The sequence below is a fragment of the Ruegeria sp. YTSA168 genome (assembly GCF_059610045.1).
In genome coordinates this window covers 331889-345250 of the sequence record NZ_JBXWMW010000004.1, presented here as the reverse complement: position 1 = coordinate 345250, position 13362 = coordinate 331889, and the positions used below count along the sequence as shown (strand labels likewise).

Genomic DNA, 13362 nt, shown 5'->3' with positions numbered 1-13362 from the left:
CTTTCGACACCATTGCAAGGCGAAACGACCTAACCCGCATCCCTCAGCACGTCCAGAAAGGCCGCACCAAACCTTTCGTGACGGCGGTCGCCCAGCACCTGTTCGATCCCGCGCAGATCATCCGGGCGTAGCTGCGCCACCTTCGCCAGTTGCGAGGCGGAGCAAGTCAGTGGTTTGTCGATTCCATCCGGACCACGTGACAATTGGGACTGTACCTCCAGCAAACGGTCATAAATCTCACCCTGATCGCGGCCCGCCAATTTGCGGCGCGCGGGGTGAACTGCAGCGGCCTCGCCCGCGATTACCTCAAGAAACGTGTCGCCATAGCGTTCCAGCTTCTTCGCACCGACTCCGCCAATCCGGGCCATATCATCCAGCGTCATCGGGCGCTTTTCGGCCATTTCGATCAGGGTCCGATCCGGGAAGATGACATAGGCCGGAACACGGGCGGATTCCGCCAAGGCCCGGCGCTTGGCTTTGAGCGCGCTCAGCAGCGGCGCGTCTTCCTCGCATACCATCGCTTTGACCGCAGGGCGGCGCGTGGCCTTGCGGATCGTGTCTTTGCGCAGCTCAATCTGCGCCTCACCCTTGAGGATCGGTTTCGCTGCCTCGGTCATACGCAGCGCGCCGTGGCGCTCGGGGTCGGGGCGCACCAGATCATGCCCCATCATCTGCCGGAAGATCGCTTGCCACTGTGGCCGCGACCATTCCTTGCCGATCCCCCAGGTAGACAGCGCGTCATGGCGACGGGCGCGAGTTTTTTCGGTTTCATTGCCCAAAAGAATGTCGATCAGATGGCCTGCACCGAACCATTCCTCGGTGCGCAAGATCGCAGATAGGGCCATGCGGACCGGGGTGGTGCCATCGAAAACCTCGGGCGGAGTATCGCACAGATCGCATTTGCCGCAGGGTTCGGCCTGTTCGCCGAAATAGCCCAACAGGGTCTGACGGCGGCATTTCAGCGCCTCGGCCAGACCCAGCAGCGCGTTCAGGCGGGCGTGGTCGGCCATGCGCCTTTCAGGCGGGGAGAGCCCTTCATCGATCTGCGACCGGCGCAGGCGGATATCATCAGGGCCGAACAGAGTGAGGGTTTCAGCCGGGCCGCCATCGCGACCAGCGCGCCCGATTTCTTGATAGTAGGCTTCGATGGATTTGGGCAGGTCCGCATGGGCCACCCAGCGGATATCGGGTTTGTCGATTCCCATCCCAAAGGCCACGGTGGCCACCACGATCAAACCGTCCTCGCGCGCGAAACGGGTTTCGACAATGCGGCGGTCTTCGGGATCCATGCCGCCATGGTAGTGACAGGCCACATGGCCCTCGGCGCGCAGCGCTTGCGCCAGCACCTCGGTCTTGTTGCGGGTGCCGCAATAGACGATGCCGGACTGACCCTTTCGCGCCCCGGCGAAATCGAGGATCTGTTTGCGGGGGCCGTCCTTGGCACCGAAGGCCAGATGGATGTTGGGCCGGTCGAAGCCACGCAGGAACTTGCGCGGGGCGGTCCCGTCGAACAGCTTCTCGACGATCTCATCTTGGGTTTCGGCATCTGCGGTGGCGGTGAAGGCAGCCAGCGGCACGTTCAGCGCTCGCCGCAGCTCTCCGATCCGCAAATAGTCAGGGCGGAAATCGTGCCCCCATTGGCTGACGCAATGCGCCTCATCCACGGCGATCAGGCTGACATTGATCCGGCGCAGCATCCCCAATGCGGATCCGGCCGCCAGGCGTTCGGGGGCCATGTAGAGGAGTTTCAGCCGTCCGGCCTCCAACGCCTCCCACACCGCATCGGTTTCTTCGGGGGTGTTGCCCGAGGTCAGGGCGCCTGCCTCAACCCCTGCTTCCTGCAACCCGCGGACCTGATCGCGCATCAGGGCGATGAGTGGGGATATCACCACCGTCACCCCGCCGCGCAGCAGGGCAGGCAGTTGGAAGCACAGGGATTTACCGCCCCCCGTAGGCATGATCGCCAGCACGTTTTCACCTGCGGTCACGGCATCGACGATCTCCTCCTGCCCGGGGCGGAAGGCGTCGAATCCAAAGACATCTCGCAGCAAGGGTGCGGAGTCGAACATCTGCGGGGTGGCCCTGTTTTAAGGTTTATCTGCTCTTAAGATAGGACAATCACATACTAAGATTCGGGGAACAAGAGGTCAGTAAAAATAGACCGCATTGTTGATCAGGATGATCCGCAGAGCATAGACACCGATCAGCACAACCAGAGGGGTTAGATCAAGCCCGCCCATATTCGGTAGGAAACGGCGAATTGGGCCATAAATTGGCTCCAAGATACGGTTCAGCCCGTACCAGATTTGCGCCACCAGCTGCTGGTGCAGATTCAGAACCTGGAAGTTGATCAACCAACTCATGATCACATGAGCAAGAATGATGAACCAGACAATGTCCAGGACCAGCAGCAGGATTTGTATCAGCGACAGCATAAGCACTCCGTTCTTGACTGGCTGAGACCTAAGCGCACCTGCCGCAAAGAGCAAGACCGGGCCAACTGAAAGCTTGCGAAATGGGTCAAACGCCCGTCTTATGACATCAAAGAACATCAGGGGCAGAGATGGCAGAGATTTCCAAGCGTAAGCGCATTTGGGGTTGGTGGTTCTTTGATTGGGCCAGTCAGCCCTATCACACCTTGTTGGTGACCTTTGTTTTTGGTCCCTATTTTGCCGGGCTGGCTGCCGGATACTACTCTGGTACAGGGCTGGATGCCGAGGCCGCCGCTGCGCAAGCACAAACCGTCTGGGCCAATTGCCTGACCATCACCGGATTGATCATCGCCTTTGGTGCCCCGCTGCTAGGGGCAATGGCCGATGTGTCGGGGCGGCGGATTCCTTGGATTTTCTGCTTTTCGGTGATGTACGCGGTGGGTTCGGCAGCGCTGTGGTACACAATGCCCGACGGGTCGAACATGTGGCTGATGCTGTCGGCCTTTGGTTTGGGATTTGTCGGCGCGGAATATGCGCTGATCTTCGTCAACTCTCAGCTGCCCGATCTGGGGGACGACAGTGAAGTGGGCGAGATTTCCGGTTCGGGATTTGCCTTTGGCTATTTCGGCGGCCTGATCTCTCTGGCGATCATGCTGGCGCTGTTTGTGGAACAGCCCAACGGCAAGACGCTGATCGGGATGGACCCGCTGTTGGGGCTGGATGCGGCGCAACAGCAGGGCACACGCTTTGTCGGGCCGTTTACGGCTGGATGGTTCCTCCTGTTCATGGTGCCGTATTTTCTGTGGGTGCGTGATGACGCGCCGACGGATAAAAAGGGCAGTATGGGCGAAGCGCTGAGCCTGCTTGCCAAATCCATATCAAACCTGCGCCATCGCCTGAGCCTGGCCAGCTATCTGGGCTCGTCCATGTTCTACCGCGATGCGCTGAACGGGCTTTACAGCTTTGGCGGCGTCTATGCCCGCTTGGTGCTGGAATGGGACCTGATCAAGATCGGTGTGTTTGGCATTGTCAGCGTTTTGGCCTCGGCGATCTTCGCTTGGATCGGCGGCAAGATGGATAAGAAATTCGGCCCTAAACCGGTAATCCTCGTGGCGATCTGGGTTCTGATCTTTGTGTGTGTGACCGTTGTTTTGATGGACCGAACGCAGATCTACGGCATTTCGCTGCCCGAAGGGTCCGGCCTACCAGATCTGGTCTTCTTTGGTTGCGGTGTGCTGATCGGGGGTATGGGCGGTATCCTGCAATCGGCCAGCCGGTCGATGATGGTGCGCCATACCGATCCTAAAACCCCGGTCGAAAGCTTTGGGCTTTATGGCCTGTCGGGCCGCGCCACGGCCTTTGCCGCACCCCTTCTGATCGGGATTGCAACAGCTGTGACCGGCAGTGCAAGACTGGGGGTGTCACCCATCATTCTGTTGTTTATTCTGGGTCTCATACTGATGCGCTGGGTGAAACCTGAAGGGGATCAGAGCAGATGATTTTACGACGTTTTCTTATCGTTTTGGCCGCGCTTGCTTTGGCGAGCACAGCAACGGCCGAGCCCTTGGCCAAGCAGTTGTTCGGGTCAAAACGGGTTAGTTCACAGCAGAAACCAGCCGCTTTCGGCAGTTATTCGCGCGGGTGTGCCGCCGGATCGGTCCAATTGCCTGAAACCGGACCGACTTGGCAGGCCATGCGCCTGTCGCGCAACCGCAATTGGGGTCATCCTGTTGCGATTGACTATGTGCAGGACCTCAGCCGATTTGCCGCAAAGCAACCGGGGTGGAACGGCCTTTATGTGGGGGATATCAGCCAGCCAAGGGGTGGGCCGATGACATCGGGCCATCGGTCCCATCAACTGGGTCTGGATATCGATATCTGGATGCTGCCGGGCGGCGACATGCGCCTAAGCCGCAAAGCACGCGAGAACCTTTCGTCGATTTCTCTGCGCCGCTCGAACGGGGCCTTTGTGAACAACAATTGGACCAAGCAGCACCACGCTGTGCTGCGTGCAGCGGCGAAGGACAAACGCGTGGCGCGGATTTTTGTATTCCCCGGAGCCAAGGTTCAGATGTGCAAGGACGAGAAAGGCAACCGTGCATACCTGCGCAAGATCAGGCCCTGGTGGGGGCATCACTATCATTTCCACGTGCGTCTGAACTGTCCCAAGGGGTCAAAAGGCTGCGTCAATCAGGACCCAATTCCCAAGGGTGATGGCTGCGCTCAGGCGCAGGAATGGGTGAACAACATTCTCAACCCGCCGCCGCCCAACCCGAATGCGCCTGCCCCCAAGAAACGCCGGGAATATGTTCTGGCTGATTTGCCCAAGCAATGCGCCGCCGTTTTATCGTCAAACTGATCGCTGCATGTCTGTGTACCGGCTCGGTTGGGGCGGTTGAGGTCAAGACCGCAACCCAACTAAGCAGCTTTATCTGGAGGAACAACGCCGATTGGTTCGGTGGTTTCTCGGCGATTCATGTTTCGGATAAGGGGCGTCATCTTACGGTTCTAAGCGACCGGGCGACCTTGATAACTGCGCGGGTCGACCGCGACGGGGATCAGGTATCCGACATTCGCATTTTGGGCCATTGGCCGGTCTTGTCCAGTACCGGCCGCATCATGCTGGGCTATGCAGGGGATTCAGAAGGGATCGCAATGGCCCCGGATGGTGGTTTTTATATTTCTTTTGAAGGTGTTCACCGCGCCGCCTATTATTCGGCGCCGGGGACAAACGCCCGTGTTCTGCCGCGCCCCAAAACCTTTGATGATCTGGAGCGCAACGGATCCTTCGAAGGTCTGGCCATCGATGATCAGGGGCACCTCTACACCCTCACGGAGAAGAGCCGTACAGTGGATGGCGATATCCCGGTCTATCGCTGGGACGGGCACACATGGTCAACGCCCTTCGTGTTGCCTCAGAGCGGTAAGTTCCAACCTGTTGCCGCTGATTTCGGCCCCGATGGGCGTTTCTATGTGCTTGAGCGGACGGCATCTATCACCGGCTTTCGGTCTCGTCTGCGGCGGTGGGATGTCTCTGGCGATACTCCAGAAGCCGAAGAAATCCTATTCGAGACCAGCAAAGGCACGCATGACAACCTGGAAGGCCTATCCGTCTGGCGCGACGATCAGGGGCAACTGCGCGCCACGATGATTTCGGATGATAATTTTCTGGCGTTGCAACAGACCGAACTGGTTGAGTATCTGCTGCCCGATTGACAGGTGCAGAGCAAAGGTCTAAACGCACGGCTTGCCTTGGGATGAGCCCGAGGCCAAGTCGCCGCTACCTTGTCAAAACGGGCATCTGAAAATGCAACGCTCTTATATTCCCGGCATCCTTGCCATGGCCACCATTGTCGTGGCGTCGAACATTCTGGTCCAGTTCCTGATCCTTGATGGGTTGCTGACCTGGGGTGCTTTCACCTATCCGCTGGCCTTCCTGGTCACTGACATCATGAACCGCGTCTATGGCGTGGGTCCCGCCCGCAAGGTCGTGTTTGCCGGGTTTGTCACCGGTATCATCTGTTCCCTGATCGGCAGTCAGATCACGCTGCAAGGCGACGGGTTCACCTATGCCGCTGTCCCACTGCGGATCGCCGTCGCGTCAGGCACCGCCTTCCTGATCGCGCAGCTGACCGATGTGACCATCTTCAATTCGTTGCGCGGTGGCCGTTGGTGGCGCGCGCCGCTGGTTTCGACGCTGGTCGGATCGGCGCTGGACACGGCGATTTTCTTTACGCTGGCCTTCTCGGCCTCGGTCACCTTCTTCGGTGCAAACGCTGACGCCGCGATCAACTGGGCGTCGGAGCCTGTGCCGTTCATGCTGTCCGGCCCAGTGGCACCGCTTTGGGTGACGCTGGCTTTCGCGGATTGGCTGGTAAAACTGTCGCTGGCCCTGATTGCCCTAATCCCGTTCAAGGTGATCATCGCTCGTCTGACCGCTGCACAGCCTGCCTAAAAAAGTGCTTTGAGAATGGCGCATCTTGTGTCAGGCTCAAAGCTAACCGCAACAGATAGAAAAGGAGGTGATCCAGTGTCAAGAAAGAGATTGGAGAGAGGTGTCGGAACAACCGGGGGGACAGCCTGCTAGGGCAGCCCTTGGCGGAGCGCTCGCTCCGGCTGGTCGATTGATCTAACCGACCCGACCTCCTGAACTTTCGAAGGGCCGTCCCACCGGGGCGGCCCTTTCTGTTTCCACCCGCGCCTTGTAAGGTCCAACCCATGTTGCGCATTACTGACGATATCACTCTGCAAGACTGGGAAATGACCGAAACCTTTGTACGGTCTTCGGGTCCTGGTGGTCAGAATGTCAACAAGGTCTCCACCGCCGTGGAATTGCGGTTCGAAGCCGCGCGTTCACCGTCTTTGCCTGACCCAGTCAAGAACCGCTTGAAACGACTGGCCGGGCGACGCTGGACCAAAGATGGGGCGATCATCATTCAATGTGAAGAAACCCGCAGCCAGGCCCGCAACCGCGAGATCGCGCGCTCGCGATTGGCTGAGCTGATCTCACGGGCGCTGGTCAAACCCAAGCGCCGTATTGCCACCAAGCCTACCTACGGCTCGGTCAAACGCCGTCTGGCCGCGAAAAAGGCCCGTGGCGACGTCAAAGTACTGCGGGGCAAAGTCTCAGAAGATTGAACTGGCAGTTTCGCGGCACCTTGCTAGTCTGACCCGGTAAGGGAGAGCCAGATCATGAGGTTAGAAGGTAAAACCGCACTTGTAACGGGCGGCGCCTCCGGCTTTGGGGCCGGGATCGTGCAGCGGTTCCTGTCTGAAGGCGCGCGGGTGATGATCGCCGATATCAACGGTGATGCGGCACAGGATATGGCCAACACTTTGGGTAAGCAGGCCGTCGCTCAACAAGTCGATGTGTCAAACAGCGCCTCGGTTCACTCCATGGCCGAGGCTGCAACAAACCACTTCGGTACCATCGACATTCTGGTCAACAACGCCGGCGTCACCCATCTGCCAACTCCGCTGGAAGATGTCTCAGAGGATGATTTCGATCGCGTCTTCAACGTGAATATGAAATCCGTCTATCTGACCGCCCGCGCCTTTGTGCCCGCCATGAAAACGCGCAAAGCAGGTGCCATCCTGAATGTCGCCTCCACGGCGGGCCTGTCGCCGCGCCCGAACCTGAACTGGTATAACGCCTCCAAGGGCTGGATGATCACTGCGACCAAAACGATGGCCGTAGAACTTGCCCCAAGCGGTATCCGCGTGAACGCAATTTGCCCCGTGGCTGGGGAAACCCCGTTGCTCAAATCCTTCATGGGCGAAGACACGCCCGAGATTCGCGCCAAGTTTCTGTCCACCATCCCACTGGGTCGCTTCTCAACCCCTCAGGACATGGCCAACGCTGCTCTGTTCCTTTGTTCGGATGAGGCCAGCATGATCACCGGCACTGCGCTCGAGGTCGACGGTGGCCGCTGTATCTGATCCACTCTTCATCTGGCCAAAAATATCCCCGCCGGAGGCAGCGCGCCTGCGCGCTTCCCACCCCCAACATCACAGATTGCAATGACCCCTGGACCCAAAAATCTGATCACCGATGTTTCTGGCTTGAAGGTTGGCAACGCCCAGGACGCCGATCTCAAATCTGGCACAACCATTCTTACGGCGGACGCTGCTTTCACAGCCTCGGTTCATGTGATGGGGGGCGCGCCGGGGACGCGAGAAACCGATCTGTTGGCCCCTGATAAATCTGTTGCCCATGTCGACGCGATTGCCCTGTCTGGCGGTTCAGCCTTTGGGCTGGACGCATGCTCGGGCGTGTCAGATGCACTAAGGGCGCTGGGCCGGGGATATCCGGTTGGCAACACCGCGGTTCCGATTGTCCCCGGCGCGATCCTGTTTGATCTGTTGAACGGTGGCAACAAAGACTGGTCCGAAAATCCCTATCGTGCGCTCGGGCGGCGCGCCTTTGAGGGGGCCAGCGAAGACTTCGCACTGGGTACTGCTGGCGCAGGAACCGGAGCCCTGGCCGCGATGCAGAAGGGCGGGTTGGGCTCGGCTTCGGCAGTACTGGACACAGGGATCACAGTAGGCGCGCTTGTTGCGGCCAATCCGCTGGGGAGTGTTACAACCCCCGGTGACCGGCATTTCTGGGCCGCCCCATTCGAACAAGGCGAAGAATTCGGTGGTTTAGGCCCTGATCCGCGCGCCGGATTGGGCCAGCCGGGCGCGAGCCGCAAGGCCAGCGCAATGCGGGCCGATCCCGAGAGATCGAATACCACAATCGCCATTGTCGCCACCGATGCGGCCTTGTCGAAGCCGCAATGTCATAGACTGGCCGTGGCCGCGCATGATGGCATCGCGCGCGCGGTCTTGCCTGCCCACACACCGGGGGATGGTGATTTGGTCTTTGGTGTCAGCACAGGGGCGGTGGAGTTGGCCAATGATGCCGAACTTGGGATGATCGGCCATGCGGCTTCGCTCTGTTTGGCGCGGGCTATCGCGCGTGCGATCTATCTGGCCTCGCCCGCTACGGGCGATCTGCTGCCCTGCTGGTCACAGCTCAACATGTCTGGTTAGGCCCGGCGTTTTGCTACCGCGACACAGACTACGCGCGGCAATCTGCGCGTTGACTCACCGGCGCTACAAAGCTCCATTTAGGCCAGCCACGCAAATCTGGAGCAAAGAATATGAATCGTTTCCTCGCCACCACAATCGTCGGCTTGCTTGCCCTGCCTGTTTATGCAGAAGGTGATGCAGAGGCGGGCAAGAAAGCTTTCAACAGATGCAAATCCTGCCACATGATCGCTGACCCTGCGGGCGATGTGATTGTTAAAGGCGGTAAAACCGGACCGAACCTTTACGGGGTCGCAGGCCGTACCGCAGGGACCCTGGAAGGGTTCAAATATGGTGACAGCATTGTCGAAGCCGGCGAAAACGGACTTGTCTGGGACGAAGAAACCTTTGTCGCCTATTCTCAAGATCCCAGAGCCTTCCTGAAAGAATACCTGGATGACACTGCGGCCAAGTCAAAGATGAGTTTCAAACTGAAATCCGGTGGCGAAGATGTCTATGCCTATATCCTCAGCGTATCAGGCGAATAGGATTTCAGATGACCCGATGACAAATCGAAAAGCCGCCTTACCTGCGGCTTTTCGTAAGGTTGATAATCCGACCGATCATTGCCATTTTGTCCCAACGCGGCCCGATCCGGAGCGGATGGGCCCCGATGCCAAGCCGATCCGGCCATAGCACCACATCAAAGTTCGCCAGTCCGATGGATCGGCATCAGGAGACGACATATGGGAATCATGATCCCGGCTTGGGTTGATGGTGAGTTGACCCCCGTGGACAAACTTGAGGCACATGAAAAAGGCCTCAGGCACAAGGCTGTGTCTGTCTTTGTGGTGCGTGGCACTGAAATCCTGATGCAGCGCAGGGCGTTGGGCAAGTACCACACGCCGGGTCTGTGGGCGAACACCTGTTGCACTCATCCTGACTGGGACGAAGGTGCGTCGGCCTGCGCAGTGCGCCGTTTGCGCGAAGAACTCGGGATCACGGGGCTGTATCCTGAATACCGTCACCGTCTGGAGTATCACGCCGATGTGGGCAACAACCTGATCGAGCATGAGGTGGTGGACGTTTTCTTAGCGCATGCACGTGGCCCGCTGAAGATCGAGCCGAACCCGGACGAAGTGATGGATATTCGCTGGATCGACTATCACGATCTTCTGGCCGAGGTGCGACGCCACCCGGAACGCTTTACACCCTGGCTCAAGATTTATCTGCACAACCATTCCGACACGATTTTCGGTCCGGACCTGATCATTTCCGCACAATCGTGATGTGAAAGCCTGCGCTGGCCTTGCATGGCAGGTGCAAGCCGCCTAAATCAACCCGTCATGGCCAAGCAGAAGACTGACCCAAACTACAAAGTGATCGCCGAAAATAGGCGTGCCCGCTTCGACTACGCGATCGAAGAGGATATCGAGTGTGGCATCATGCTGGAAGGGTCCGAGGTCAAATCCCTGCGGGCGGGCGGATCCAATATTGCCGAAAGCTATGCCTCGGTCGATGACGGAGAGCTGTGGCTGATCAACAGCTACATCGCCCCGTATGAGCAGGCCAAAGTGTTCAAGCACGAAGAACGCCGCCGCCGTAAACTGCTGGTCTCGCGCAAGGAATTGTCGAACCTGTGGAATGCGACACAACGCAAGGGCATGACACTGGTGCCGTTGGTTCTATATTTTAATCACAAGGGCCGGGCCAAGCTGAAAATCGGTATCGCCAAGGGCAAAAAGCTGCACGACAAGCGCGAGACCCAGGCCAAGCGGGACTGGTCACGCCAGAAGCAGCGATTGATGAAAGATCACAGCTAGGGTCAGGATGCAGTAGTTTCCAGTGCGCTGCGTGTTTCACGACTCGGAAAACGAAGCGGTGACATCAGCGATCTTTTCTGGCTGACCGACGCGCAGAAGATGCGTCCTAAACCCTTCCTTCCGAAACCCCATTCACGCTGATCTATCATGTAATGCTCACCCAGATAGAAATTCCGCGCCAATGGGATACCCGACAGGGCGCGGATTACCGAAAAAATTGGTGGCATCAAGCGGGTAGGGTAGGGGCGAGCAAGCAACCGAACCTACTCTGCTGTTCGATCGCTAAATTCTGAACAGAGGGCTTATTTTGTTGAAAAACCTGGCTTGATCGATGCCTGAGCTGCTGATCCAAGCCCTTTAATCGGAGGGGGGATTTGCAATGATGGGACTGAGGCAAGAGGCTCAGGCAGCGCTACTCTCCGAGTTCTCGATGGAAGATCATGTCCCGCAAGGTCATCTTCTGCACGCCTCCGAGGTCCGCTGTGAGCCCGAAGTTCAACATGCTGCGCTTATCATGAATGTCCGCTCTTGGGTTTGGTCACATGCTGCTGCAGATTTGTGAGCGCTTGGGTGTAGCCTTCTCGATGACCACCAACAGCGTCAGCTCCAACAAAGGAGGTAATCTGGTCCGTCAAAGTCAGCGCCGTCTTGTTTTCGCCAAGGGGTTTCAAGTCGAAGGTGATTAACGCGACTGTCAGGATTTGTTCTCCATCCCAAAGCTCTTCCGTGAAGGTGATTTGACGGTCGGGCGTAACAAGATGATAGACTACTTTTAATGTCCAACGCAGGTCGCCTTTGCCGCCGCACCGTCCGGTTTCATGACCTCCTGTTCGCACCTCCGAACTGTCGATCTTAACCTCAGCGGTAGGCGATGGTGTCGACCATTGCTCTCGGGCCTTTGTGTCAATGTAGGCCGAAAACAACTGGGACGGAGGCGCATCAAAATCGCGCTCGAAAATGAGTGTTTCGTGATGAATTTCCATAGGATTATTTCTTTCTCTGATCATCGACAAAGGCAGCAAGGTTATTCAGCCGCGTATCCCAAAGTGCGCGGCGGTCAGAAAACCATCTTTCGATTTGGCTCATTGCGGCCGGGTTAATCGAGCAGGTTCGAACCCGACCAGTTTTCTCGCTCGTGATAAGGCCTGATCGTTCTAGAACGCCGAGATGTTTCGTGAATGCCGGTAGTGCCATGTCGTAAGGCTCAGCCAATTCGCTGACGCTGGCAGGAGCTTTCAGCAGGCGCTCCACGACCGCTAGTCGGGTGGGGTCAGCAAGAGCGTGGAACTGTCTATGCAAATATTTATCCATTTGGTTAAGTTACCACGCAAACGACCATGCTTCAATAACACTTTGCTATTTGGTTAAGTTTAATGGCAACTTAATGGTTAGCTGCCGAAAGTCATCAGATGAGCGAAAGCGGTCGTTCGTGCTGCGGCTGCCAAGGTCGGGAAAGTCCGCGTTGCCGCAGCCGGGATCTGTTGGAAAGTTTCTTGCCAGTCGAAGAGACCGCAGCGTGTTTGCCGGTTAGACGGCCAATTCCGCGAACTGTTGAAATGGACAGGGTCCGGGTCTGAGCTGACCTTTACGGATCATGTTTGCGACCTCACTTCCAGAGAGGGTTGCTGCTGCAGAAGCGAAAGCCTTGAATCACAGCATTGGACGCGTGCGCCTCTTAATGAACCGGTGGCCCTGTTCGACGATATTGTTCAAGAACTTCCACCTCACCATCTCTATTGGTATCGGACAACCAAAGCTTTTTAGCATTTTGTTGATCGCCTTGATGCCGGCGGTATTGGCGCCGCTTTTGTCGATGACAATCTTTCTGGGAAGGCCGTTAACTTCCATCATTCGGGCGAAGAACTTTGTGACTGCCGGTTTGTTGCGACGTTCTGAAAGCATGAAATCGAGCGTTTTGCCATGTTTATCGACGGCGCGGTAGAGATAGACCCACGTGCCTTTCACTTTTATGTAGGTCTCGTCCATTCTCTAGGAGCGGTCGCATGGCTCTTTTCGTCGACGCGCTTTTCAGCGATTGGGCCGGAATACTGCGTGACCCATCTGTTCAACGTGGTGTGGTCAACCGGAACACCTCGTTCGTACATGATCTCTTCCAGATCGCGATACGACACGCCGTATCGGACATAGAAGAACACAGCAAAGAGGATCACATCCTTCGAATATTGCGCGCCTTTGAAGGAAATCATGAGTGGGCTTTCAACTGGCTAAGACCGGAAGTTATTCACCCGATGGCCACCAGACCGTCAATTGCCAAAAGTTTGCAACAGAGCCCCGGCGCTTGGCCATTCTGGCGGTCTGTGCAGTGGAATGGCAAGCGGCCATCGCTGATGCCGTTGCCGAAACCCATGATCGGATCACTGGGAAGACATGGCGTGATGCCAAGAGGTTATGCGATATCCGCGTTGATGACGCAAAGGCCGCTGTCCAACAAACCTTGGGCACATATTCTATTAACCGGCGAGTACAGGTGGCCGAAACAATAGCCCACCCAGCTTAACGTACTATCCTGCCCCTTACCGGATCAGACCCTACAATGGCAGCGGAGCGGTCGGGGCGACGCTGCGGCGATCGTCGCC

At 57.5% G+C, this 13362-nt stretch carries 14 protein-coding genes and 1 pseudogene; 10 read left to right on the top strand and 5 right to left on the bottom strand.

The features are described 5' to 3' along the window. Nucleotides 1-29: 29 nt before the first annotated feature. Both recQ and AC2FFE_RS11010 read right to left on the bottom strand, forming a co-directional pair. Nucleotides 30-2069: a DNA helicase RecQ gene (gene recQ / locus AC2FFE_RS11015; RefSeq protein ID WP_496846634.1), complete on the bottom strand. Its 2040-nt coding sequence runs from the start codon at nucleotides 2067-2069 to the stop codon at nucleotides 30-32. A gap of 78 nt (nucleotides 2070-2147) precedes the next feature. Then, a complete protein-coding gene (locus AC2FFE_RS11010) occupies nucleotides 2148-2435 on the bottom strand; it encodes a YggT family protein (protein ID WP_496818871.1) in 288 nt (95 codons plus the stop codon). A 128-nt stretch (nucleotides 2436-2563) separates the two neighbouring features. Between AC2FFE_RS11010 and AC2FFE_RS11005 the strand changes: the two genes are divergently transcribed. The 10 genes from AC2FFE_RS11005 to smpB all read left to right on the top strand — a co-directional run bounded on the left by AC2FFE_RS11005 (nucleotide 2564) and on the right by smpB (nucleotide 10765). Continuing rightward, on the top strand, nucleotides 2564-3931 hold the full coding sequence (locus tag AC2FFE_RS11005) for an MFS transporter (protein WP_496846633.1): 1368 nt from the start codon (nucleotides 2564-2566) through the stop codon (nucleotides 3929-3931). Beyond that, nucleotides 3928-4791, top strand: a complete 864-nt coding sequence (gene mepA / locus AC2FFE_RS11000) for a penicillin-insensitive murein endopeptidase (protein ID WP_496818873.1) — start codon at nucleotides 3928-3930, stop codon at nucleotides 4789-4791. Before AC2FFE_RS11005 ends, mepA begins: the two co-directional genes overlap by 4 nt. Next, nucleotides 4764-5648 (top strand): esterase-like activity of phytase family protein, encoded by an 885-nt coding sequence (locus tag AC2FFE_RS10995; protein ID WP_496846632.1) that lies wholly within the window; start codon nucleotides 4764-4766, stop codon nucleotides 5646-5648. Before mepA ends, AC2FFE_RS10995 begins: the two co-directional genes overlap by 28 nt. Before the next feature lie 91 nt (nucleotides 5649-5739). Further along, a complete protein-coding gene (locus tag AC2FFE_RS10990) occupies nucleotides 5740-6387 on the top strand; it encodes a queuosine precursor transporter (RefSeq protein WP_496846631.1) in 648 nt (215 codons plus the stop codon). Nucleotides 6388-6650: 263 nt separating this feature from the next. Continuing rightward, nucleotides 6651-7070 (top strand): alternative ribosome rescue aminoacyl-tRNA hydrolase ArfB, encoded by a 420-nt coding sequence (gene arfB, locus AC2FFE_RS10985; RefSeq protein ID WP_496846630.1) that lies wholly within the window; start codon nucleotides 6651-6653, stop codon nucleotides 7068-7070. Between the two features lie 54 nt (nucleotides 7071-7124). Beyond that, nucleotides 7125-7871 (top strand): SDR family oxidoreductase, encoded by a 747-nt coding sequence (locus AC2FFE_RS10980; RefSeq protein ID WP_496846629.1) that lies wholly within the window; start codon nucleotides 7125-7127, stop codon nucleotides 7869-7871. Nucleotides 7872-7952: 81 nt separating this feature from the next. Next, nucleotides 7953-8966, top strand: a complete 1014-nt coding sequence (locus AC2FFE_RS10975) for a P1 family peptidase (RefSeq protein WP_496818878.1) — start codon at nucleotides 7953-7955, stop codon at nucleotides 8964-8966. 110 nt (nucleotides 8967-9076) lie between these two features. Continuing rightward, nucleotides 9077-9490, top strand: coding sequence for a c-type cytochrome (locus AC2FFE_RS10970; RefSeq protein ID WP_480500269.1), 414 nt, complete (start codon nucleotides 9077-9079; stop codon nucleotides 9488-9490). Between the two features lie 198 nt (nucleotides 9491-9688). Then, entirely contained in the window at nucleotides 9689-10231 is a 543-nt protein-coding gene (gene idi, locus AC2FFE_RS10965) for an isopentenyl-diphosphate delta-isomerase (RefSeq protein WP_496818879.1), read from the top strand. Between the two features lie 57 nt (nucleotides 10232-10288). Continuing rightward, nucleotides 10289-10765, top strand: coding sequence for an SsrA-binding protein SmpB (smpB, locus tag AC2FFE_RS10960; RefSeq protein WP_170379480.1), 477 nt, complete (start codon nucleotides 10289-10291; stop codon nucleotides 10763-10765). 512 nt (nucleotides 10766-11277) lie between these two features. Here the strand turns inward: smpB and AC2FFE_RS10955 are convergent. From AC2FFE_RS10955 to AC2FFE_RS10945, 3 genes and pseudogenes are all read right to left on the bottom strand, one after another. Then, the gene (locus tag AC2FFE_RS10955) at nucleotides 11278-11748 is read right to left on the bottom strand and encodes an SRPBCC domain-containing protein (protein ID WP_496846628.1); all 471 of its coding nucleotides are present in this window, start codon (nucleotides 11746-11748) and stop codon (nucleotides 11278-11280) included. Between the two features lie 4 nt (nucleotides 11749-11752). After that, nucleotides 11753-12076 carry an ArsR/SmtB family transcription factor gene (locus AC2FFE_RS10950; RefSeq protein WP_496846627.1) on the bottom strand — a complete coding sequence of 108 codons (324 nt, stop codon included), beginning with the start codon at nucleotides 12074-12076 and terminating at the stop codon, nucleotides 11753-11755. A 216-nt stretch (nucleotides 12077-12292) separates the two neighbouring features. Further along, a pseudogene (locus AC2FFE_RS10945) lies at nucleotides 12293-12972 on the bottom strand (IS6 family transposase). Nucleotides 12973-13362: the final 390 nt, after the last annotated feature.